This window comes from Pararhizobium arenae, assembly GCF_001931685.1.
GTDB lineage: Bacteria > Pseudomonadota > Alphaproteobacteria > Rhizobiales > Rhizobiaceae > Pararhizobium > Pararhizobium arenae.
This window is the reverse complement of the sequence record NZ_MOOY01000001.1, coordinates 218,371-240,509: the sequence shown is the minus strand read 5'-3', so window position 1 is coordinate 240,509 and position 22,139 is coordinate 218,371. Positions and strand designations below refer to the sequence as shown.

19 protein-coding genes and 1 pseudogene are annotated in these 22,139 nt (G+C 59.4%); 4 read left to right on the top strand and 16 right to left on the bottom strand.

The window, feature by feature from the left end:
• Positions 1 to 19 precede the first annotated feature (19 nt).
• A complete protein-coding gene (locus BLX89_RS01260; RefSeq protein ID WP_075288834.1) occupies positions 20 to 1,279 on the bottom strand; it encodes a ferredoxin reductase family protein in 1,260 nt (419 codons plus the stop codon).
• 207 nt (positions 1,280 to 1,486) lie between these two features.
• Complete coding sequence (locus BLX89_RS01255; protein WP_075288833.1) at positions 1,487 to 1,702, bottom strand: hypothetical protein; 216 nt, start codon at positions 1,700 to 1,702, stop codon at positions 1,487 to 1,489.
• A gap of 166 nt (positions 1,703 to 1,868) precedes the next feature.
• Here BLX89_RS01255 and BLX89_RS25285 point away from each other — a divergent pair.
• A pseudogene (locus BLX89_RS25285) lies at positions 1,869 to 3,233 on the top strand (M10 family metallopeptidase); the annotation flags it as partial.
• Positions 3,234 to 3,389: 156 nt separating this feature from the next.
• Here BLX89_RS25285 and BLX89_RS01245 read toward each other — a convergent pair.
• The 5 genes from BLX89_RS01245 to cysG all read right to left on the bottom strand — a co-directional run bounded on the left by BLX89_RS01245 (position 3,390) and on the right by cysG (position 8,305).
• The gene (locus BLX89_RS01245; protein ID WP_075289216.1) at positions 3,390 to 4,205 is read right to left on the bottom strand and encodes a ferredoxin--NADP reductase; all 816 of its coding nucleotides are present in this window, start codon (positions 4,203 to 4,205) and stop codon (positions 3,390 to 3,392) included.
• A 138-nt stretch (positions 4,206 to 4,343) separates the two neighbouring features.
• Entirely contained in the window at positions 4,344 to 4,841 is a 498-nt protein-coding gene (locus BLX89_RS01240; RefSeq protein WP_075289215.1) for a DUF934 domain-containing protein, read from the bottom strand.
• A gap of 10 nt (positions 4,842 to 4,851) precedes the next feature.
• Positions 4,852 to 6,525 carry a nitrite/sulfite reductase gene (locus BLX89_RS01235; RefSeq protein WP_075288831.1) on the bottom strand — a complete coding sequence of 558 codons (1,674 nt, stop codon included), beginning with the start codon at positions 6,523 to 6,525 and terminating at the stop codon, positions 4,852 to 4,854.
• 12 nt (positions 6,526 to 6,537) lie between these two features.
• Entirely contained in the window at positions 6,538 to 6,852 is a 315-nt protein-coding gene (locus BLX89_RS01230; RefSeq protein WP_075288830.1) for a DUF2849 domain-containing protein, read from the bottom strand.
• A gap of 1 nt (position 6,853) precedes the next feature.
• Positions 6,854 to 8,305 (bottom strand): siroheme synthase CysG, encoded by a 1,452-nt coding sequence (gene cysG, locus BLX89_RS01225; RefSeq protein ID WP_075288829.1) that lies wholly within the window; start codon positions 8,303 to 8,305, stop codon positions 6,854 to 6,856.
• 236 nt (positions 8,306 to 8,541) lie between these two features.
• On the opposite strand from cysG, the gene BLX89_RS01220 reads away from it, so the two are divergent.
• Together BLX89_RS01220 and mazG are read left to right on the top strand one after the other, a co-directional pair.
• Positions 8,542 to 9,138: a deaminase gene (locus BLX89_RS01220; protein ID WP_245292736.1), complete on the top strand. Its 597-nt coding sequence runs from the start codon at positions 8,542 to 8,544 to the stop codon at positions 9,136 to 9,138.
• Between the two features lie 4 nt (positions 9,139 to 9,142).
• Complete coding sequence (gene mazG / locus BLX89_RS01215; RefSeq protein ID WP_075288827.1) at positions 9,143 to 9,982, top strand: nucleoside triphosphate pyrophosphohydrolase; 840 nt, start codon at positions 9,143 to 9,145, stop codon at positions 9,980 to 9,982.
• On the opposite strand, the gene BLX89_RS01210 is transcribed toward mazG, so the two are convergent.
• From BLX89_RS01210 to dusB, 9 genes are all read right to left on the bottom strand, one after another.
• The gene (locus BLX89_RS01210; RefSeq protein WP_143523409.1) at positions 9,979 to 10,524 is read right to left on the bottom strand and encodes a hypothetical protein; all 546 of its coding nucleotides are present in this window, start codon (positions 10,522 to 10,524) and stop codon (positions 9,979 to 9,981) included. The genes mazG and BLX89_RS01210 overlap by 4 nt on opposite strands.
• 81 nt (positions 10,525 to 10,605) lie before the next feature.
• Positions 10,606 to 11,934, bottom strand: coding sequence for a GTPase HflX (hflX, locus tag BLX89_RS01205; protein ID WP_075288825.1), 1,329 nt, complete (start codon positions 11,932 to 11,934; stop codon positions 10,606 to 10,608).
• Between the two features lie 76 nt (positions 11,935 to 12,010).
• The gene (gene hfq / locus BLX89_RS01200; protein ID WP_018325164.1) at positions 12,011 to 12,253 is read right to left on the bottom strand and encodes an RNA chaperone Hfq; all 243 of its coding nucleotides are present in this window, start codon (positions 12,251 to 12,253) and stop codon (positions 12,011 to 12,013) included.
• 110 nt (positions 12,254 to 12,363) lie between these two features.
• A complete protein-coding gene (locus BLX89_RS01195) occupies positions 12,364 to 13,227 on the bottom strand; it encodes a D-amino-acid transaminase (protein WP_075288824.1) in 864 nt (287 codons plus the stop codon).
• Positions 13,228 to 13,251: 24 nt separating this feature from the next.
• Positions 13,252 to 14,616: a two-component system response regulator NtrX gene (gene ntrX / locus BLX89_RS01190; RefSeq protein ID WP_075288823.1), complete on the bottom strand. Its 1,365-nt coding sequence runs from the start codon at positions 14,614 to 14,616 to the stop codon at positions 13,252 to 13,254.
• A complete protein-coding gene (locus BLX89_RS01185) occupies positions 14,606 to 16,879 on the bottom strand; it encodes a sensor histidine kinase NtrY-like (protein ID WP_075288822.1) in 2,274 nt (757 codons plus the stop codon). Before BLX89_RS01185 ends, ntrX begins: the two co-directional genes overlap by 11 nt.
• Before the next feature lie 220 nt (positions 16,880 to 17,099).
• Complete coding sequence (ntrC, locus tag BLX89_RS01180; RefSeq protein ID WP_075288821.1) at positions 17,100 to 18,554, bottom strand: nitrogen regulation protein NR(I); 1,455 nt, start codon at positions 18,552 to 18,554, stop codon at positions 17,100 to 17,102.
• Complete coding sequence (locus BLX89_RS01175) at positions 18,551 to 19,699, bottom strand: two-component system sensor histidine kinase NtrB (protein WP_075288820.1); 1,149 nt, start codon at positions 19,697 to 19,699, stop codon at positions 18,551 to 18,553. The genes ntrC and BLX89_RS01175 overlap by 4 nt, the downstream gene beginning before the upstream one ends.
• Positions 19,696 to 20,715, bottom strand: coding sequence for a tRNA dihydrouridine synthase DusB (dusB, locus tag BLX89_RS01170; RefSeq protein ID WP_075288819.1), 1,020 nt, complete (start codon positions 20,713 to 20,715; stop codon positions 19,696 to 19,698). Before dusB ends, BLX89_RS01175 begins: the two co-directional genes overlap by 4 nt.
• A gap of 209 nt (positions 20,716 to 20,924) precedes the next feature.
• Between dusB and BLX89_RS01165 the strand changes: the two genes are divergently transcribed.
• Entirely contained in the window at positions 20,925 to 22,139 is a 1,215-nt protein-coding gene (locus tag BLX89_RS01165) for a bifunctional 2-C-methyl-D-erythritol 4-phosphate cytidylyltransferase/2-C-methyl-D-erythritol 2,4-cyclodiphosphate synthase (RefSeq protein WP_075288818.1), read from the top strand.

The window sequence follows — 22,139 nt, the reverse complement described above, 5'->3', positions numbered from 1 at the left end:
CCTCCCGCCCATGGTTTGCTCACCTGAACTCGAACCGTTCGAACTCGACGCGCTTCGGCTTCTTGCCGATTGCACGCAGGCCATTTTCAATCGCCTTGCGCAGGCCGGCGGGCCCGCAAAACCAGAGATCCGCCTCGCCCGGGTCTATCGCACTTGCCTTGGCGAGCCTTTCGGCATCCAGGCGACCATCCGTCTTGGAATCATGCAGGATGAAATTGAAATTGGCGAGTTTTTCCGCCTGCGCCTGAAAGGTTTCAAGGCCAATCGCCTCGCTCCTGTCGCCCACGCAATAGACCATCTGAATATCCTGGCCTTCATCGCCCTTGAGGCGGCTTGCCATGGCAAGAAAGGGCGTGACCCCGATGCCGCCGGCAAGCCATATCTGCTTCTTACCGCCCCGGCGGTGGTCGAACCGTCCGTAGCCGCCCTCAAGCCTCAACCGGTCACCAACGGCAAGCCCGTCGCGCAAGGCGCGGGTAAAGTCGCCCAACGGCTTGATTGCGAAACGCACCGTGCCAGCATCGTCCATGCCCGCAATGGTGAACGGATGCGGCTCACGAAGTCCGGCCTTCCCGGCCCGGAAAAACCCGAACTGGCCAGGCCGCACCCTCAGTTTCCAGCCGAGCGGCCGAGCGGAAATCACCGTTCCGCCAGCGTGATGCTCGATATCGACGACTTCGTAACGGCGTGTCCTGATCCATGGCAGCAACTGGGTGTAGAGATAGCTTGCGGTCCCCAGCATGGCGAAGACATTGAGGTAGACCGCGAGCATCGCGGTTCCGTCATAGGGTCTCTTGATAAACGTCTGGTGGAAAGCAACCATGACGAACAGGATGCCGATCAGCCGATGCGTCCAGCGCCAGAGATGATACGGCAGTTCGATCCGCGTGCCGGGTATCGTCTTGAAGATGCTGAGAACCAGCAAAATGATGAAGCCATAGAAGGCATAGTTGCCGGCATCCTTGGCGGTTTCATTCAGGCTGCTCGTCAGCGCCAGCCCCTTGAAGTTCGGGGTGATGAAATAGTGCACGAGAATCAGAACAAGCACCGCGATACCGATGCTTCGATGCGACCTGTAGATACGGTCCAGACCGCCGAACAGCCGTTCGACCAGTGGCGGACGGGTCGCCAGAAACTGAGCGATCCCCATACCCGCAAATGCCATCGAAGAGGCGACGAGGGAGATGGTCGTCTCGGTATTTGTATAACTGACGGCCGGCACGGCGAGCACCCCGGCAAAACCAATCAGCAGCCACACAAGAAACGTTCCCGTCGTCACGCTCTGCCCTCTCCGGCTTCCGCTGGTCGCGGTCGCTCTCCTCGCATGAAGACTGGCTTGCGCGGAACGCTTCGTCAATCATCGTATCGAGGTGACGGGTGGCCATTGAGCTTTATTCGTTTGTCGCAAGTCGCCGGCTGTCAGAAGCAGATTGTCAACCCGCTCATTTGACATTCCCGCAGGCTGCACACGATCAGACGAGCAATCCTAGCGGGAGAGCCAAGACCTGGCATCTTCGGCCAACGGATGATCAGGGTGTCTGCGAATGAAGAGTTCGTAGCCCTCTCGGGTGCCCTTGCGGACGACGCCCTCATACTCACGCCGCACGGCCGCTTCCCCATCAGGCGCGGGCGCCATGATGCCGCCTTCGCCCGTCTGTGAATTTGCGTCATCGCTGGCGGCGAAAGCAAACAACGAGACCATTGCGACCACTCCTGACGCCAAGCTTGCGCTTCGAAAGAACTTCAACATTTAAAGACCTGCTTCAATTTCGCGAAAGCTCTCTTCGCTAAGGTCAAAGCCGCGAACGTCCGCGTCACAGCCGGCGCAGAAACACGGTGCAAGACCCAATGTCGAACAAGGTATCACGATGACGGGAACCAGCAAGAAAACCAAGGCAGTTTCCGATGCCAGCACGGACCTTGTAAACGGCATTCTGTCTGGCTCGGCGTGGAGCGGAACGAGCATCACCTACGCCTTTCCCTCAAGCGCGTCGAGCTACAGCTACAAAAACGAGGTCAACAACAATTTCGGTGCGGTTTCCAGCGCACAGAAATATGCCGCACGGTTTGCACTCGATCAGAGCTACGGCACGAGCGCAAACGACGGATTTTCGCTGGAGGGATTTACCAACCTTGGTGTTTCCGAGGGGTCTCAATCGAGCTCCAATATCCGTATCGCGCAATCGGACGAAGCCACCCCCACGGCGTATGCCTACTATCCGGGCCAATACTCCGAGGCTGGCGACATATGGTTCAGCACATACTACGCCGGCACCAGTAGCGATTACAGAAAGCCCATCGCGGGAAACTACGCCTGGCATACCATGCTGCACGAGATCGGTCACGCACTCGGATTGAAGCATGGTCACGAAGAAGACGGCGGGAATGCGCTGCCTTCCTCCTATGATTCCATTGAATATTCGGTGATGACATATAGCGGGTATGTTGGAGGCGACGGATATTACTACGAAGCCTACGGCGCTCCGCAAACCTACATGATGGCCGATATCGCAGCCCTGCAGCACATGTACGGCGCCGACTATGGGACGCAAAGCGGGAACACCGTGTACAAATGGTCGCCGGGCAGCGGCGACACGCTCGTCAACGGGCAGATCGGCATCGATGCCGGCGCAAACAGAATTTTTGCAACCCTTTGGGATGGTGGCGGCGAAGATACGTTTGATCTCACAGGCTACAGAACATCCTTGAAGGTCGATCTGCGGCCGGGCAAATATTCCGTTTTCGACGATGCTCAACTGGCCTATCTCGGCGGCGGACCGAACGATGGTTTCGCCCGCGGCAATATCTTCAATGCCCTGCTCTACGAGGGCAACACCCAGTCGCTGATTGAAAACGTCAAGGGTGGATCGGCATCCGACATCATCATCGGCAATCAGGTTGCCAACAAACTGTATGGCAATGCCGGAAACGACACACTGAAGGGTGATCGCGGCAACGATATTCTGAATGGCGGCACCGGTGCGGACAAACTTTACGGCGGTTCGGGCGGCGACAAATTCGTGTTTGCGGCTCTGAAGGATTCAACCGTCACGACGACCGGTCGTGACACGATCTACGATTTCGCCTCCTCGTCCGGCGACCGGATCTATCTTTCAAGTATCGATGCCAATTCAAAAACATCGGCAAACGACGCATTCATCTTCGTCGGGACAAAAGCATTTTCGGGAAAGGCCGGGGAACTGCGCTACGACAAAGCCGTTTCAGACACCTACATCTACGCGGACGTCAACGGCGACAAGAAAGCTGATTTCGCTATCCATCTGGACGATGCCGTCACCTTCGAGAAGGGGTTTTTCGTTCTCCGACAGTCGCACGTTCAACAAAAAAGCCGGCTCGGGGCCGGCTTTTTCGTGGGATCAAAGGAGAGATCAGCCGACGAAGGCGCGCTCGATGACGAATTCGGCCGGCTTGCTGTTCGCACCCTCTTCCAGACCAGCCGCTTCCAGCAGTTCCTTGGTTTCCTTCAGCATCTCGGTCGAGCCGCAGATCATGCCGCGATCGGTTGCCGGGTCGAAGGCCGGAAGATTCAGGTCCGAGAAGAATTTTCCGTCGCGGATCAGGTTGGTGATGCGGCCCTTGAACGGATAGTCCTCGCGGGTCACCGTCGCATAGTGGCGCAGCTTGTCGCCGACGATTTCCGATAGGAACTCATGGTTGCGGATTTCCTCGATCAGGTCGAAGCCGTATTTCAGCTCGGCCACATCACGCGTGGTATGTGTGAGGATGACTTCCTCGTACTTCTCATAGACGTCGGGATCGCGGATCAGGCTTGCGAACGGCGCGATGCCGGTGCCTGTCGAGAACATATAGAGACGCTTGCCGGGGGTCAGCGCATCGAGAACCAGCGTACCGGTCGGCTTCTTGCGAAGCAGAACCTGATCGCCGACCTTGATCTTCTGCAGATGCGAGGTCAGTGGACCATCCGGCACCTTGATCGAGAAGAACTCGAGTTCTTCGTCCCAAGACGGGCTGGCAATCGAATAGGCACGATAGATCGGCTTGCCCTCGACCATCAGGCCGATCATGGCAAACTCGCCCGAGCGGAAGCGGAACTCGGCAGGCCGCGTCATGCGGAAGCGGAACAGCCGATCCGTATAATGCGTGACGCTCGTCACCGTTTCCGCAAATACGCCTGCGGGAACGACGGGAGCCGCAAATTCTTCGAGCTTGGCCGGAGCATTCATCGTGGCATCATGTCCTGTAATGTTGACTTCGGTATTCAGGTTCTGCGGATATTCCAAACGCAGCCTAAATGGAAGCAATTCCGTTCCAATTATAGCCGGTTTTCGGGCATTCTCGTATGCTTCAGACTGTCGCGGGTCTCAAGAGACCCTGCGCCAGCTGTAAGACTTGGCGTCCGTGGATGGGCGCGCCGCCGGCTGATAGTGGTTCTCGATGCCCGGGAGGCGCCCTTCGGAGAGCCGCTTGAGCGCTGTGGCATTGCTCACCGCGAAACTGTCGATACCACAGCGCAGCATATGCGGCACCTGATCGATCAGCACATCGCCAACCGCGCGGATTTCCTTGACGAAGCCGAGACGCGACCGGAGCAGCGAAGCGTGGCTGAAGGCGCGACCGTCGTTGAAGGCCGGGAAAGCCACGGCAACCAGCGAAATCTGCTCCAGGAAAGGCTGAAGGCTCATCACATCGTCAGCCGGATTGATCAGCACGCCAAGGCCGGTTTCACCGGATTGAGCCTTTTCAAGAAAGGCATCGAGACCGTAGATCGCCTTTTCATTCGAACCGGCCTTGGTTTCTTCCGTCTCGACGACCCAGGGGTCGTCCGTCACGAAGCCGGTTTCTTTCCAGATTTTCGTCATCATACTGTCCTTACGCGGCTGCCTGGGCGCCGTTGCCGTAGAGCGCATCCTTGAAGGGTTGCGGGCCGACGCGACGGTAGGCATCGAGGAATTTCTCGCCGGGATCTAGGCGAAGGCCGAGATAGGTATCGACGATCGTCTCGATCGCATCCGTCACCTTCTCCGGCTCGAAGCCACGGCCGATGATTTCGCCGATCGAGGTGTTCTCGTCCCCCGAACCGCCAAGCGTGATCTGGTAGAGCTCGGCCCCCTTCTTCTCGACACCCAGAAGGCCGATATGGCCGACATGGTGGTGGCCGCAGGCATTGATGCAGCCGGAAATCTTGATCTTCAGCTCACCGATTTCGGCCTGACGGGCCGGATCGCCGAAGCGGGTCGAGATTTCCTGCGAAACCGGGATCGAGCGCGCATTGGCAAGCGCGCAATAGTCCAACCCGGGACAGGCAATGATATCCGTGATCAGTCCGGCATTGGCCGTTGCAAGACCGATCGAAACCAGACCGCGATAGACGGCTTCCAGATCGGCAAGCGCCACATGCGGGAAGATCACGTTCTGCTCGTGGCTGATACGGATTTCGTCGAAGGCATATTCTTCGGCGAGATCGGCAATCGCGTCCATCTGCACATCGGTCGCATCGCCTGGAATGCCGCCAATCGGCTTCAGCGAAATCGTCACCATGCCGTAATCGGGATTCTTGTGCGGCTGCACGTTCTGGTGAACCCAGCGGGCGAAGTCCGGATCGGCCTTTTTCCAGCCCGCGAGATTCGCCCAACCTTCCGGACGCTCGGTCAATTCCGGCAGGGCGAAGTACGTGGTGATGGCCTGGATATCGGCTTCGGGCAGCTTCAGTTCGGTGTTCTTGAGCTGCAGGAATTCCTGCTCGATCTGACCGGACAGCTCTTCGACGCCCGTTTCATGCACGAGAATCTTGATGCGGGCCTTGTACTTGTTGTCGCGGCGGCCATGCAGGTTGTACACGCGCATGATGGCCGTCGTGTAGGACAGGAGATCGGCTTCCGGCAGGAAGTCCTTGATCTTCTTGGCGATCATCGGGGTGCGCCCCTGCCCGCCGCCAACATAGACGGCAAAGCCGATTTCGCCGGCCTCGTTCTTCTTCAGGTGCAGACCGATATCGTGAACCTGGATCGCGGCGCGGTCACGCTCGGCGCCGGTGACGGCGATCTTGAACTTGCGCGGCAGGAACGAGAATTCCGGGTGAACGGACGACCACTGGCGCAGGATTTCCGCGTAAGGGCGCGGATCAGCGACTTCATCGGCAGCAGCGCCGGCAAAATGATCGGCGGTCACGTTGCGAATGCAGTTGCCAGAGGTCTGGAGCGCGTGCATCTCGACGGAGGCAAGCTCGGCCAGAATATCCGGCGTGTCCGACAGGCTCGGCCAGTTGTACTGGATGTTCTGGCGGGTGGTGAAATGGCCGTAGCCGCGGTCATACTTGCGGGCGATATGGGCGAGCATGCGCATCTGGCGGCTGTTCAGCGTGCCATAGGGAATGGCCACGCGCAGCATGTAGGCATGAAGCTGCAGGTAAACGCCATTCATCAGGCGCAGCGGCTTGAAGGCATCCTCAGCCAGTTCACCGGACAGGCGACGGGTCACCTGATCGCGGAACTGCTCGACGCGGTCGGAGACAAAGGCGTGGTCGAATTCATCGTAACGATACATACTGTTTGTTCCTCAAGCCGCCTGGTCGGGACCGCTCAGCCCCTTGTAGCCGGTTGCATAATCGATCGTCGGGCCTTCCGCGCGAATACGCTCGCGGAGACGCAACGGGCGCAACACACCATCGACTTCTTCGATGTCGATGACGTTCACGTCAACCACCTTGTTGTCTGCAAAAGCCGTCTTTCCTGTTGTCTCCAGCGCCGAGACAGCCTCGGCATGACGGGCGACAAAGGCATCCTGCAGCGACTCCACCCAGTTTCCGGCGGCATCGAGCCAGACGGAGATACCGTCCGAAAGGCGATTTGCTGTCAAGACCTTGTCTGCCATCTCAGTTCCTTGTTTCGCTTTCCTTTTGGCGCAGCACTGCTTCGCCCTTGATCGACTTGCCACGAACCAGCGGCTCGGAGCGCTCGAAATTCGCACCGGCGACTGCGTCACCGATAATGACCATTACCGGCCCGGTGAGTTCGTCGCGATGTTCCAGATCCGGCAGGTCGCTGAGCGTGCCATGCAGCAAGCGACGATCAGCGCGGCTGGCATTCTCGATGACGGCGACCGTCGTCTCTGCCGGCAACCCGGCCTGTATCAGACGCGCGGCAACCGAAGCGGCAACCGTGCGGCCCATATAGACCGAAATCGTCGCACCAGAAATCGCAAGCCTTGCCCAATCGGGAAGCACATCGCCGGCCAGATCATGACCGGTCGTAAAGATCAGCGACGACGAGACGCCGCGCAGCGTCAGCGGCAGCTCGAAATCGGCGGCAGCGGCAAAGGCAGACGTGATGCCGGGGACGATTTCATAGGAAACACCGGCATTGCGCAGCGCCGCCATCTCTTCACCGGCCCGCCCGAAAACGAGAGGATCGCCGGACTTCAGCCGCACCACGCGCTTGCCTTCGTGACCAAGGCGAACCAGCAGCTGGTTGATCTCTTCCTGCGACTTCGAATGGCAGCCCTTGCGCTTGCCGACCGAAATCCGCTCCGCATCGCGACGGCCCATATCGACGATCGCCTGCGGAACCAGCGCGTCATAGACCAGCACATCGGCCTGCATCATCACCCGCTGGGCACGCAGCGTCAGCAAATCCTCGGCGCCCGGACCGGCACCCACGAGCCAGACATGGCCCGAAATCTTTTCCATGGACTTGAGAAGCTTCGTCGCCTCACGGCGGGCTTCAGAAACCTTGCCAAGCGCGATCTGGTCGGCGACAGCGCCTGAGAAGAAGCGGTGCCAGAACACGCGGCGGGCAACCCCTTTCGGCAACAGCCGATCGACAGCCCCGCGGTAGGCCTGCGCCAATGTAGCCACGCGACCAAGCGAGGGCGAGAGCAGCTGATCGACTTGGGCGCGGATCATCTGGCCGAGAACCGGCCCAGTACCTTCGGTTCCGATGGCCACGGCAACAGGTGCACGGTTGACCAAGGCCGGCGTGAGGAAGTCGCAATAATCGGGTTGGTCGACCGCATTCGCCGGAATTTTCTGAGCGCGGGCGGCGGCAACGATGATGCGATCCTGCTCGGCGTCACCCGTCGCCGCAAAGACCAGCGTTGCGTCCTGGACCTGAAAAGGTGCGAAAGCGGCAAGGACCGTCTCGATGGAATTCTGCGCAAGGAACGTCGCGAAATCCGCTTCGGGCTCTTGCGCATAAACGATGATGCGCGCCTGCGTGTTCATCAGCAGCCGAACCTTGGCGTAGGCTTCGTCACCATTGCCGAAAACCGCCACGCATTTCTGCGCAACGCGGAAGAAGGCCGGGAAAACGGTCAGCTGTTCGCTCATGATCCGGAAAGGGTCCTGTTACAGGTCTTCAGAATATCTCTTTTATATCCGCGAAGTTGAAGAAACAGAAATTCTCATGGCTTGGCAGTGGCGTATTCTTTTACCCGACATCGCCTCCAATTGAGCAAATCTCACCGGCTGTCACCACGCAGCAACACGTTTTCCCAACACATCGATCACAGTTGCCTCGCCTGACTTATATCCCTTAAATGCTGTCACCATCCAAGGAGTCTCCCGTGCCCCAAACAGAACCCGCCGATCTGGCCGCCCGCCTGCTTTCCGTCATCGAGCATGACATCCTGCCGCTTACCGAAAAGGGTGTCAGCGTCGGCAACAAGGTGTTCGGGGCCGCGATCCTGCGCAAGTCCGATCTTTCGCTGGTTCTGGCCGAAACCAACAACGAAACGGAAAATCCGCTCTGGCATGGCGAAGTGCATACGCTGAAGCGCTTCTACGAGAAGGCCGAAAAGCCGGACACGAAGGACCTGATTTTCCTTTCCACCCATGAGCCCTGCTCCATGTGCCTTTCGGCCATTACCTGGGCCGGTTTCGACAATTTCTACTATTTCTTCAGCCACGAAGATTCGCGCGATGCCTTCGCGATCCCGCATGACCTGCGCATCCTGAAAGAAGTCTTCAAGCTGGAGCCCGGCGGTTATGCGCGCAACAACGCATTCTGGCACTCGGCCAAGATCGGCGACATGGTCGAGACGGCTGACCCGGCCGTGAAGGCAGAATTGAAGGCGCAGGATGCCCGTATCCGGGTGCAGTATGATTCACTTTCCGAAAGCTACCAGTCCGGCAAATCCGGCAACGACATTCCGTTGAACTGAGATCATGCAGCCTTCCCGCGACATCAGCCGCCTGATCGAAATCATGGAAACCCTGCGGCAGCCCGAAACCGGCTGCCCCTGGGATATCGTCCAGACCTTCGAGACCATCAAGCCCTACACGATCGAGGAGGCCTACGAGGTGGCCGACGCGATCGAGCGGGGCGACATGGGCGATCTCTGCGACGAGCTCGGCGATCTCCTGCTGCAGGTGGTTTTTCATGCCCGCATGGCCGAGGAAGACGGCGCCTTTTCGTTCGGCGAGGTCGTCGAAGCGGTGACGAAGAAGATGATCCGCCGCCATCCGCATGTCTTTGCCCGCTCCGATGCCGACACGCCTGAGGCCGTCAAGCTGCAATGGGATCAGATCAAGCAGGCAGAGAAAGCCGAACGCCGCGCAAGGCGCGCAAAACATTGCTTACCGGAAGACCCGGATGCGGGGTATCTCGGCTCCGTCCAACGCAGCTTTCCTGCGCTGATCGAGGCGCTGAAGCTTCAGGAGCGCGCCGCGAAGGTCGGTTTCGACTGGTCAGAACCGGAACCGATCCTCGACAAGATCGAGGAGGAAGTGGCCGAACTGCGGGAAGCCCTGAGAAGCGGCGACAAGGCCAAGGTTGCCGATGAACTGGGCGACCTGATCTTCGCCGTCGTCAACATCGGCCGCCATGTCGGCACAGAGCCGGAAATGGCATTGCGCGGGACCAACACCAAGTTTCGTCGTCGGTTTGCGCATATCGAAACCGAATTGCAGGCTGGCGGAGAGAGCCTGGAAGCGGCGACGCTGGAGCGTATGGAAGAGCTTTGGCAGGCAGCGAAGGCTATTGAGCGACAGTTGCCGAAACGTTAGTCATCCTCGATACCGGTCCAAGCGGAAGAGTCATAATCGGCGGCAGGCTGGACGGTTTTCGGTCCAAACTCCCGATGATAATCTTTTATGCGGTCGAAAACGTTCCGTGCTGACTCACCTTCAATACCGTTCAGGCAAAAGCGTGCCTGCGTACCACCAGCCAGATCAACAATGACGGTTTTGGTTTGTCGATACCGCCCGCTTTCATAAAACTTGATCTTTAAAATCGAGGACCAGGGCAGCACTTTCGTGCTGGGCCAGCAGAAAGACAATGCGTTCTTATCAACCACCAATATCGGCTTCTCGAAATCGATCAGGGATATGAGTTTTGAGATGGCAACCAGACATGCGGCAGCCATCACGCACCAAGCCACGACATAACCGGCAGGACTGATTGACCATGACAACGGCAAAGTTGCCTGAGCGGCTTTAACAACAAACCACGGAAGTACGAGGCTTACCACTGACAAGCCTATTCGATAGATGAGCCTCGATCGTTTTAATTCCAGCGAAGGAAAGCTGTCCGGATCGTCCATTTCCACAGAGAGCCATCCCTCCACAGCTTCTACCGTTTGCGCGCGGAGCAAACTCCGCTAACAAAGCGAATACACGACAGACATACGTTACCAGTCTTCCGGCTGCGGCTTCACTCCATTGCCAAGACGGCGATCGAGTTCCACCGATTCGGCTGCCGTCAGGCGAAGATCAAGGCTGACCGAACCGTCTTCCAGATCGTTGCGCTCATCGACGATGGTGTGCTCGTAAATCCACGGCAGAAGCTGCAGCTTATCGCTTGTCAGGACAACGGTGGTTTCCGTCATGACGCCGGAAAGGCGGGTGTTGATCTCGCCAAGAAGCTTGTCGACCCCCTCGCCCGTAAATGCGGAAACCGCGGCTGTATTCTCGCTTGCAGCGGCCTTTTGAACCAGCGCCTCGCGGGCTTCCGGCTCCAGCTTGTCGATCTTGTTCCAGACCTCGATGATCCGGTCTGCGCTTTCCTTTTCATCGACACCGAGATCGGCGAGAATGCGCAGCACGTCGCTTGCCTGTACCTGATTGTCAGGGTCGGACAAGTCGCGCACATGCAGGATGAGATCAGCTTCCAGAACCTCTTCCAGCGTCGCCCGGAAGGCGGCGACCAGATGGGTTGGCAGGTCGGAGATGAAACCGACGGTATCGGAGAGGATCACTGTACGACCCTGCGGCAGTTTCATGCGGCGCAGAGTCGGATCGAGCGTCGCAAAGAGCATGTCTTCGGCGAGCACACCGGCACCGGTGATGCGGTTGAACAGCGTCGACTTGCCGGCGTTGGTATAGCCGACCAGCGCCACGATCGGGTGCGGCACCTTCTTGCGCTTGGCACGGTGCAACTGGCGGGTGCGACGCACCTGCTCCAGTTCCTTTTCCAGTCGCAGGATTTTTTCCTGCAACAGGCGGCGGTCGGCCTCGATCTGGGTTTCACCGGGACCGCCGAGGAAGCCCGCGCCACCGCGCTGGCGTTCAAGGTGGGTCCAGCTGCGGACCAATCGGCCCTTCTGGTAGTTCAGATGCGCAAGCTCAACCTGCAGCGTGCCCTCCTTGGTGGAGGCGCGGCGGCCGAAGATTTCAAGGATCAGGCCCGTCCGGTCGATGACCTTGGCGTTCCATTCCTTTTCAAGATTGCGCTGCTGAACCGGCGTCAAAGGATGATCGACAATGACGAGACCGGCATTGTGCTCGTTCAGCAGATGGCCGATCTCCTCGATCTTGCCGGTGCCGAGAAGTGTACCGGGTTTCGGCTGCGCCACAGGCACGATCAGCCCCTGCACAACGGTCAGGTCGATTGCGAGCGCGAGACCGATTGTCTCTTCAAGCCGGCTTTCATCGGAACGGGTGGTGGTTGGCGCGGTAATGTCGGCCGAGGCCTGTCGCCCGGTCTTCTTCAGAACCGGAACGACGACGAGAGCGCGCATATCATCGCGGAGCTTTTCCAACTCGGGGATGATAGACGACGATTTGGTATCACGTTTGGTAATGTCAGGTGTCCTGTCAGGAAGCGGATTCTTCGCTCTCGAACATCTGCATCGGCTGGCCCGGCATGATGGTCGAGATGGCGTGCTTATAAACCAACTGCGAATGACCGTCACGACGCAAAAGCACACAGAAGTTGTCAAAAGACGTGACAACGCCTGTCAGTTTCACACCATTGATAAGAAAAATCGTCAAAGATATTTTCTGCTTGCGGACTGTATTGAGAAAAAGGTCCTGTAAGTTCTGAGAACGTTCCGCCATGGCGCCGCTTCTTTCTTATTTGCCGGTCCCGATTAACCGGTTGATTATACGATTTTAATGCCCCGAACACCGCCAGCTATGGATTTTACGGTGTCTCCCCGGATTTGGTATCAAATCAAAGTCTTCTCCGCAACGTCGAAAAAGGCTTCGCGAATTTTCTGCGCGGTGCTGCCGGGATGTCCGTTGGCGATCGTGTGACCGTCAACCGCCACCACCGGAAAGCCAATGCTGGTTGCAGCGGTGATGAACACCTCGCGAGCCGCCAGCATGTCTTCCACCGTGAAGGCACGCTCCTCGATTTCAAGCCCGATTTTGGTTGCGACATCCTGCAGGGTCGTGCGGGTGATGCCGCGCAGAATGCCATGATCGGCCGGACGGGTCCGCAGGGCGCCGTGCCTGTCGACGATCCAGACATTTGTGGCCGCGCCTTCGGTCACCTTGCCATCCGTATCGACATAAATCGCTTCCTGTGCACCTGCCTCTTTCGCGTCCTGACGCGCAAGCACGTTCGAAAGCAGGCCCACGGTCTTGATGTCCACGCGGTCCCAGCGGTTTTCAGGCACGGTGATGGCGCGGATACCGTCGGTATTCTTGCGGGCAATCAGCGCGGCATCGGTGCGCTTGGCCGTCACGACCAGGGTCGGTAGCGTATGGGCTGCCGGAAACACATGGTCGCGTCGCGCCGCACCGCGCGTGACCTGCATGTAGAACAGGCCGTTTCTGACGTGATTGCGGCGGATCACTTGGCGGATGATCCCGACCAGCGCCTTGCGCGACATGGGTGGCGCAAGGCGGATTTCCGACAGGGAGCGATCGAGGCGATCGAGATGCCGGGTCAGATCGACGATGTAGCCATGCCGGATTTCGCAGACCTCATAGACACCATCGGCAAACTGGAAACCGCGATCCTCGATGGAGACCCCGGCTTCGCCCGTGCGCAGATAGGCCCCGTTCACATAGGCTATTCTCGTCATGCCCGCCCCCCCGGGGTTAGTATCTCAGACGCCGAGAGACTTCAGCTTGCGGTGCAGCGCCGAGCGCTCCATGCCGACGAACTCCGCCGTGCGGGAAATGTTGCCGCCGAACCGGTTGATCTGGGCGATCAGATAGTCGCGCTCAAACATTTCGCGGGCTTCGCGCAGAGGCAGCGTCATGATGTGCTGGTCGCCTTGCGCGGAAATCTTCGGCAGGCTGTCGCCCACTTCCGTCGGCAGCATATCGGCGGAGATTGCCGTATCCGGCCCATCAGTGCGGGCCAGAATCATGAGGCGTTCGATGTTGTTGCGCAGCTGACGGATATTGCCCGGCCAGTCATGGGCCTGAAGAACGGCGAGTGCATCGTCACCGATCTTGCGGGCACGGATACCCGCCTGCTCGCTGATCTGGCGCATGAACATATCGACGAGGAATGGAATATCCTCTCGCCGCTCGGCCAGCGCCGGCACGCGAACGGGAATAACGGCCAGACGGTGATAAAGATCTTCGCGGAAAGCGCCCTCGGCGATCTGGCTTTCCAGATTGTAGGCGGTCGAGGAGATGATACGCACATCGACCTTGACGCGCTTGGAGCCGCCGACACGCTCGAACTGCTGATCGACGAGAACGCGCAGAATCTTGTTCTGCGTTTCGCGCGGCATTTCACCGACCTCATCGAGGTAGAGGATGCCGCCATGAGCTTCCTCAAGCGCGCCGGTCTTGCGCGGCTGACCCGAGGTGCCCTCGGTGCCGAACAGCGCGACCTCCATGCGGTCGGGCGTGATCGCGGCAGCATTGAGCGCAACGAACGGTCCGTTGGCTCGCGTCGACTTGCGGTGGATCATACGCGCCACCAGTTCCTTGCCGGAACCGGACGGTCCCTGGATCATGATGCGGCTGTTGGTCGGCGCGACCTTTTCGATGTTCTGGCGCAGCTGCGAGACGGCGACCGACGTGCCGATCAGTTCGACCGGGTCGCCGGAGCGCTTTTTCAGTTCCGACACTTCGCGCTTGAGCTTTGATGTCTCCAGCGCACGCTCGGCGATCAGGATCAGCCGGTCTGCCTTGAACGGCTTTTCGATAAAATCATAGGCGCCGCGGCGAATGGCCGAGACGGCCGTCTCGATATTGCCGTGACCGGAAATCATCACCACCGGCAGATCGGGATGCCGGTTCTTGATCTCGTCCAGCAGCGCCAAGCCATCGAGCTTACTGCCCTGCATCCAGATATCGAGAAAGACCAGACGCGGTACGCGGTCACTGATCGCGGCAAGCGCACTGTCGCTGTCGAAAGCGGTGCGGGTCTCGTGCCCTTCGTCAGACAGGATGCCGGAGACGATTTCGCGGATATCCTCCTCGTCATCTACCACAAGAATGTCAGCCGCCATGAGAATAGTCCTTGTCCTGTGTCATGTCCGAGCCGCTCCAAGCCGGAGCGGGCGGTAAAATAATCCTGATCATCGCACCGTTGCCGCCGTCAAAATCGACCGGCGCATCGTGCAGCTCCAACTGACCGCCATGATCCTCGATAATCTTCTTCACGATGGCGAGGCCAAGGCCGGTGCCCTTCTCACGCATCGTCATATAGGGTTCCAAAATACGATGGCGATTCTCGGTCGGCAGTCCCTTGCCGTTATCGATGATATCGACGACATACTGACCGGTCGTATCGTTCCGGCGCGAACGCACCATGATCTTCAACTCGCCCCGCACCGCGTCCGCCGGCAGCGCCTCGATCGCCTCGACAGCGTTCTTGACGATATTGCCGAAGGCCTGAGCCAGCATGCGGCTGTCGAAGAGGCCCTCCAGCGGTTCATCGCCGAAATCCCGGATGAACGTGACGTGCGTGTTGCCCATCTCCCGCAGGAAGACCGCATCCTTCAGAATGGCGCGAATATCCGCCTTTTCCTTGGTCGGTTTCGGCATGCGGGCGAAGGCGGAGAATTCATCCACCATGCGGCCGATATCCTCGACCTGTCGCACGATGGTATCGGTGCACTGATCGAAAACGGTTCGGTCATCCTCCGCGATCTGACGGCCGTAACGACGCTTCAGGCGCTCGGCCGAAAGCTGGATCGGCGTCAGCGGGTTCTTGATTTCGTGCGCGATGCGCCTTGCCACATCCGCCCAGGCAGTCGAGCGCTGGGCAATGACGAGATCGGTGATGTCATCGATGGTGATGACGTAGGATTCCTGCGCGTCGGTCGTATCCTCGCGCGTTACCTGCACATTAAGCGTGCGCTCGGTGCCGTCGCGCATGATGTTGATCTGCTTGCGGTAATCGTTGCGGTGGCGGCTGGCGGCCTCGTTGAGAACCTGTTCGATCTCCGGCGCCACGTCCCCCAGACGCTCACCCACCAGATCGACCGGATGGTGCGAGAGGAAATGCTCGGAAGACGGATTGGCGATCGTGATGCGCCGGTCGTTTTCCACACCGATCACTGCCGCCGTCACCCCTGACAGCACCGCCTCGATGAAGCGCCGGCGATGGTCCATTTCGTCACGAGCCTCGAGAATCTCATCCCGTTGCGTGCGAATTTCCGCGATCATTTTGTTGAACGTCCGCGACAGGCTGCCGACATCGCCATCGACGGCATGCACGGGAACGATGACATTCAGGTTGCCGGCGGCAACGCTGTCTGCAGCGCCGATCAGCAAACGGATCGGGCGCACGATACGGTCGGCGACCGCGATCGCCGTCCAGATCGCGGCAAGGAGCACGATCAGTGCGAAGCCGAGATAAAGAACGCCAAAAGCAACCTGTAGCGACGTCCGACCGGCTTCGAGATTGCGATATTCGGCGGCGTTCTCTTCCATCAGCCGCATCGAGTTCATCACCTTGGGATCGACGGTGCGAACGGTATAAAGATACGCCCCTTCGATATTGTCGATGGGAATAACCGCGCCGACAAGGTTGGTGACGCCCGGAGGGATAAGCGTCGGCTGTCCAGCAACAGAACTCACCAAGGCGTCCTTCGGGATAGCCGGCAGCGGCCGATCGGTCGGGATATTCGCCTGCAGGATCGCCGAGCCGTCCGCGCGAACCAGGAACGCCCCTAACATGCCACGTCCCCGCGCCTGACGGGTCATGAGTTCGACGAAACCGGTGCGATCGAGACTGTACAATTGGCGATTACGCTCAAGGTCGTTCGCCATGGAGACCGTTTGCCCCTGCAGATAGCTCGCATTTTCGAGCACATACGCCTGGGCGACGTCGATCGAGGATCGCACGATGGATTGGGTGCGCAGCGAAAACCAGCGATCGAGGCCGACATCCAGAGTGATCGACGCAAAGATCGCGACGAGAATCGCGGGCGTGATCGCCACGATGGAAAACAGTGCGACGATACGGATATGAAGACGCGCCGCAGCCCTTCCTCGACTGCGCGCCTTGAGAAGCCGGGTAATTTCCCGCCCGATCAGCGCCATAAGGCCAATGACGAAGATGGCATTGATCGCAGCCGAGCCGATCACAACAGGAGTTTCCGGTCGAATCGGCGTCAGGCCGAGCAGAATGAGAAGGGAGACGATGGCGCAGAAAAGCGCGCCCGTGGCGAGAAGCAGACCCGGCAAGGCGAAGGATGCGCGCCGATCAGTGCTGGTGACGACACCTTCTTCACTCTCACGCGACGTGGTCAGCCTGTCGGCCATACTGAAATGCTTCCCCCAGGCTGACGACGTTCCGCAAGGAAACACCGTCCGCAATCTTTTTACGTGTGGTCAGAAAGTGACCGGCCGGGCCAGAGAGGTCGTCTCGGGACAACCGTTGGTCCGGCACCAATGACGTTGCGGGAGGTCATCATGCACTCGCCGCATCTGTGTCGTCTAAGCAACGCATTGTGGCGAAAATGCAACGCTCTTCATCATGAAGTCAAGCGTTGCGTGAACTGCGATACACCGACACCCCAAGTTCGCGGATTTTCTTGCGCAGGGTGTTGCGATTGAGGCCGAGCAGGTCCGCCGCCTTGATCTGGTTTCCGCGCGTTGCGGTCAAGGCCGCGAGGATGAGCGGATACTCCATCTCGGCGAGCACACGGTCGTAGAGCCCCGCCGGCGGCAGACCGTCCCCGAATCCGGCGAAATACTGGCGCATGTTTTCTTCGACGGCTTGCGAAATCGACATCGATCCGGTGCGGCCGGAGGCCTTTTCAATCGGGCTGTCAGGAATATCGGAGCGCAGCTCGTTTTCGATGATCTCGCGGGTGATGACATCCTGGGGATAAAGGGCCGTCAGGCGGCGCACGACGTTTTCCAGCTCGCGGACGTTACCGGGCCAGGGATGCGCCTTCATCAGTTCCAGCGCTTCCTGATCGAACCGTTTGACGTCCAGGCCTTCCTTTTCCGCCTGCTGAACGAAGTGGCGGACCAGATCGGGGATATCTTCGGCACGGTCGCGCAGCGGCGGCAACCGCAGCGGCACGACGTTCAGGCGATAATACAGGTCTTCGCGGAAAAGCCCCTGATTGATCGACTGCTTCAGGTCCTTGTTGGTTGCGGCAACGATGCGCACATCCGAGCGGATCGGCGTGCGTCCACCGACCGTCGTGTATTCGCCCTGCTGCAACACGCGCAGCAGACGGGTCTGAGCATCCATCGGCATGTCGCCGATTTCGTCGAGGAAGAGCGTGCCGCCCTCTGCCTGTTCAAAGCGCCCCGTGGAGCGGTTCTGCGCGCCGGTGAAGGCGCCCTTTTCGTGGCCGAAAAGCTCCGATTCGATCAGGTCGCGCGGGATCGCGGCCATGTTGATGGCGACGAAGGGGCCGTTTCGGCGTTTGCCGTAGTCATGCAGCGCGCGTGCCACCAGTTCCTTGCCGGTGCCGGATTCGCCGGTGATCATCAGCGTCAGATCGGTCTGCATCAGACGCGCCAGCACGCGGTAGATTTCCTGCATGGCGGCGGAGCGGCCGACGAGCGGCATACCGTCCTGCGTATCGTCATCAAGCTTGGCAGGCTTGCGTTTCGGCTCTGCCAGCGCGCGGCCGATGATGGCGATCAGTTCGGTGAGATCGAAAGGCTTCGGCAGATAGTCGTAGGCCCCCTTTTCCGACGCCTTGATCGCAGTCATGAAGGTGTTCTGGGCGCTCATGACGAGGACCGGAAGGTCCGGCCGGGCCTTCTTGATCCGCGGCAGAAGGTCGAAGGCATTTTCGTCCGGCATGACGACATCCGTCACCACGAGATCGCCGTCGCCGGCGGCAATCCAGCGCCAAAGGGTCGCGGCATTCGACGTGATGCGCACATCATAGCCGGCGCGGCTGAGCGCCTGGTTGAGCACGGTGCGGATCGCGGCGTCGTCGTCGGCGACGAGAATGGTGGCGCCAGTCATCGGGATTGTCCTTTAATGCTCATGGGTGCTGTGTCTTCCGCCGAATTTCCCTTGGAGGCCGGCATCAGAACGCGAAACGTGGTGCGATGGGCCTGGCTGTCGCACTCGACAATGCCGCCATGGCCGCCAATAATCTTTGCAACCAGCGCAAGGCCGAGGCCGGAGCCATTGGTCTTGGTGGTGATGAACGGGTCAAACAGGTGTTCGACGAGATCGGCCGGAACGCCCGGGCCGTTGTCGTGAACGCAGAATTCGAGGGGCAGCGAGATTTTCTCCCGCGTGCCCGCGACGGAAAGGCGGATGCCCGGACGATAAGCCGTCGTCAGCATGATCTCGCCCTCTGCCCGGTTTCCAACGGCTTCCGCCGCGTTTTTCACCAGATTGAGAAAAACCTGCACAAGCTGGTCGCGGTTTGCGTAGACCGGTGGCAGTGATGGATCGTAGTTCTCGGTGATGCGGATATCGCGGGCAAAGCCGGCCTTGGCGATCGCCTTCACATGATCGAGCACCGAGTGGATATTGACCGGTTGCCTGTCAACAGGCCGCTCGTCGGAGAAGACCTCCATGCGATCGACCAGCGAGACAATTCGGTCAGTCTCATCGCAGATCAGCCGTGTCAGGGCACGATCCTCATCATCTACCGACGTCTCGAGCAACTGGGCGGCACCACGGATGCCGGAGAGCGGGTTCTTGATCTCGTGTGCCAGCATCGATGCGAGCCCCGTCACGGAGCGGGCGGCGGCGCGATGGGTCAGCTGGCGATCGATCTTGTCGGCCATCGATCGCTCCTGGAAGACGATCACGACCGAGCCGGGCTCCGAAAGCACAGGCGCCACATAAAGATCGACCAGTTTGTCGGCTCCCAGACGCGGCGAACTCAGATCAACGCGGTACTCGTTCACGGCCGCACGACGCTCGCGCACCTGTTCGATCAGGGTCAGCAGCGGGCTGCCAAAGGGAATGAAATTGCTGATGTCGTGTTTTGCCAGATAGTTTGCGCTCGCGCCAAAGAATGCTTCGGCCTCCCAGTTGGCAAAGGTGACCAGACCCTTCTCATTGACGAGAATCACCGGATTCTGGATGGCATTGAGCACTGCCATCGGCAAGGAATTCATCGCCTTGCGGTCTTCGTTCTCCGCGCTCATGCCGCCAGATCCGTTTCAGCTGCACAAGCGGCGATGGCTGCAGTCACCTTCGAGAGCACAGCTTCCCGGTCTGTCGATGTCATGATTTCCGCCTTATCCCTGCCCGCCAGCTTGGGCGCAAAACGATCGAGATACCAGCCGACATGCTTTCGCGCGTGGCGAAGACCGGCCTCGATCCCGTAAAACTCGAGCATCATCAAATAATGCTCGGCAAAAATATCCGCGATCTCACGAGGTCCTGGGTGGCTTATGGCGCCCGCGAGCACGCCGGGGTGCCAGGGGCGCCCTTGTGTCGAGCGGCCAACCATCACCGCATCCGCGCCAGAGCGAGCAAGAATCTCGCGCGCATCTGCCTGCGTGACGACATCGCCATTTGCAACGAGCGGCACGGAAACGGCATCCCGCACGGCGCGGATCGCATTCCAGTCGGCCTGGCCGTTATAGAACTGCATGCGCGTGCGGCCGTGGATCGTAATCATCTGCACGCCAGCAGCTTCCGCCCGCCGCGCGATCTCCGGCGCATTGATCGAGTTTTCGTCCCATCCGAGGCGCATTTTCAGGGTAACCGGCACACTGACTGCCTTGACGGTCGCTTCAATGAGGGTCAGCGCGTGATCGGGATCGCGCATGAGAGCGGAGCCGGAGTAACCGCCAGTCACCTTCTTGGCCGGGCAGCCCATGTTGATATCGATGATATCCGCGCCATTGTCAGCTGCGATACGGGCCGCCTCGCCCATCCAATGGGCCTCACGACCGGCAAGCTGCACCATATGCGGATTGATGCCCGCGCCTTTCAGCCGCGCCCAGCTTTCCGTGGCATTGCCGACAAGCTCGCGGCTCGCTACCATCTCCGTCACAACGAGGCCCGCGCCATAACGCCAGGCAAGCTGTCGAAACGGCAAGTCTGTCACGCCCGACATCGGCGCAAGCACGATGCGGTTTCGGAACGACACGCCCCCGACCTCAAACGGGGATGACAAGGCCGGCAATGACAACTGACTATCTTTCGGGCACATACTATTTTTGCACTATTTTTAGACATTGTTCATGGACTTGCCAAGCCCTTTCCGCAAGCCCGTCCAATTTTTCATCCACAACTGGCAAAGGGCCAACGTTCAAGATACATCACGGGCGGAGCATGGCCGCCCGGTGCAGCAAACGCGCGACCGCGAAGGGCGGCTCCTTAGATCAAAAGCGACGAGAATCACAGGACGCTTTTTAGAAGATGGAAACAAAAGAAGACATTTCCTGCGCTATCGTCGTTGTGGCAGCCGGAAGAGGCGAAAGGGCGGGATCGCCGGGGGAAGGCCCGAAGCAGTATCGCCGGATCGGCGGTCGGCCGGTTATCTGCCATACACTTGATCGTTTTGCGACATGGGCTGTGGAAACGGGGCAGAAGCCCATTTTTGTCGTCGTCATCCACCCCGACGACGAAGCCCTCTTCGAAAATGCACGCGCCTCGCTGACCGCCGCTCACGATATGATCGTCGTTCACGGCGGCGAGACACGCCAACGCTCCGTTCTGGCTGGCTTGAAAGCGTTGACAGCGCGCCAACCAAGCCATGTGATGATTCAGGATGCCGCGCGGCCTTTCGTTGATCACGACATGCTGGTGCGTTGCCAAGAAGCTCTCGCCGCAGGCCATGCGGCCGTTTTGCCGGCGGTTGCGGTGGCAGACACCCTGAAACGTGCAGACAGCAACAGTCATGTCACCGAGACGGTTTCCCGCGCAGGTCTTTTCGGCGCGCAAACGCCGCAGTGCTTTCGCTTCGATGCTATCCTCTCCGCCCATGAGGGGGCCGCCCTTTCCGGCCGATCCGATTTTACAGATGACGCCTCGATTGCCGAATGGGCTGGCATACCGGTCACGCTGGTCGAGGGATCGCCGGACAATTTCAAGCTGACGACACAACGGGATATTGCAATGGCCGACCAGATTCTGAGCCAAACCGCCCTGCCCGACGTTCGCACCGGCAACGGCTACGACGTTCACCAGCTGGTGGAAGGCGATGGCGTCACGCTGTGCGGCGTCTTCATCCCGCATGATCAGAAACTGCTTGGCCATTCCGATGCCGATGTCGCCTTGCATGCGCTGACGGATGCGCTGCTCGCAACCTGCGGCGCCGGGGATATCGGCGATCACTTCCCGCCGTCCGACCCGCAATGGAAGGGGGCTGCCTCGCATATTTTCCTTGAACATGCGGCCGCGATCGTGCGCGAGCGCGGCGGGGTGATCATGAATGCGGATGTGTCTTTGATCGCCGAAGCTCCGAAGGTCGGGCCGCATCGCAATCAAATGCGTGCCAATCTGGCCGAAATGCTCGGCATCAGCCTTGATCGCTGCTCCGTCAAGGCGACGACCAACGAGAAGATCGGGTTTGTCGGCCGTCGCGAGGGCATCGCGGCCATCGCGACGGCTACCGTGGTCTTTCGGGGATAA

Coding starts and splice junctions, on each gene's coding strand:
- cysG (WP_075288829.1), bottom strand. CDS start 8,305: ATGAGCGAACAGCTGACCGTTTTCCCGGCCTTCTTCCGCGTTGCGCAG.
- ntrX (WP_075288823.1), bottom strand. CDS start 14,616: ATGGCGGCTGACATTCTTGTGGTAGATGACGAGGAGGATATCCGCGAA.
- mazG (WP_075288827.1), top strand. CDS start 9,143: ATGCAGCCTTCCCGCGACATCAGCCGCCTGATCGAAATCATGGAAACC.
- BLX89_RS01165 (WP_075288818.1), top strand. CDS start 20,925: ATGGAAACAAAAGAAGACATTTCCTGCGCTATCGTCGTTGTGGCAGCC.
- hflX (WP_075288825.1), bottom strand. CDS start 11,934: ATGCGCGCTCTCGTCGTCGTTCCGGTTCTGAAGAAGACCGGGCGACAG.
- ntrC (WP_075288821.1), bottom strand. CDS start 18,554: ATGACTGGCGCCACCATTCTCGTCGCCGACGACGACGCCGCGATCCGC.
- BLX89_RS01230 (WP_075288830.1), bottom strand. CDS start 6,852: ATGGCAGACAAGGTCTTGACAGCAAATCGCCTTTCGGACGGTATCTCC.
- BLX89_RS01245 (WP_075289216.1), bottom strand. CDS start 4,205: ATGAATGCTCCGGCCAAGCTCGAAGAATTTGCGGCTCCCGTCGTTCCC.
- BLX89_RS01240 (WP_075289215.1), bottom strand. CDS start 4,841: ATGACGAAAATCTGGAAAGAAACCGGCTTCGTGACGGACGACCCCTGG.
- BLX89_RS01195 (WP_075288824.1), bottom strand. CDS start 13,227: ATGACGAGAATAGCCTATGTGAACGGGGCCTATCTGCGCACGGGCGAA.
- BLX89_RS01185 (WP_075288822.1), bottom strand. CDS start 16,879: ATGGCCGACAGGCTGACCACGTCGCGTGAGAGTGAAGAAGGTGTCGTC.
- BLX89_RS01235 (WP_075288831.1), bottom strand. CDS start 6,525: ATGTATCGTTACGATGAATTCGACCACGCCTTTGTCTCCGACCGCGTC.
- hfq (WP_018325164.1), bottom strand. CDS start 12,253: ATGGCGGAACGTTCTCAGAACTTACAGGACCTTTTTCTCAATACAGTC.
- BLX89_RS01255 (WP_075288833.1), bottom strand. CDS start 1,702: ATGGTCTCGTTGTTTGCTTTCGCCGCCAGCGATGACGCAAATTCACAG.
- BLX89_RS01175 (WP_075288820.1), bottom strand. CDS start 19,699: ATGAGCGCGGAGAACGAAGACCGCAAGGCGATGAATTCCTTGCCGATG.
- dusB (WP_075288819.1), bottom strand. CDS start 20,715: ATGTGCCCGAAAGATAGTCAGTTGTCATTGCCGGCCTTGTCATCCCCG.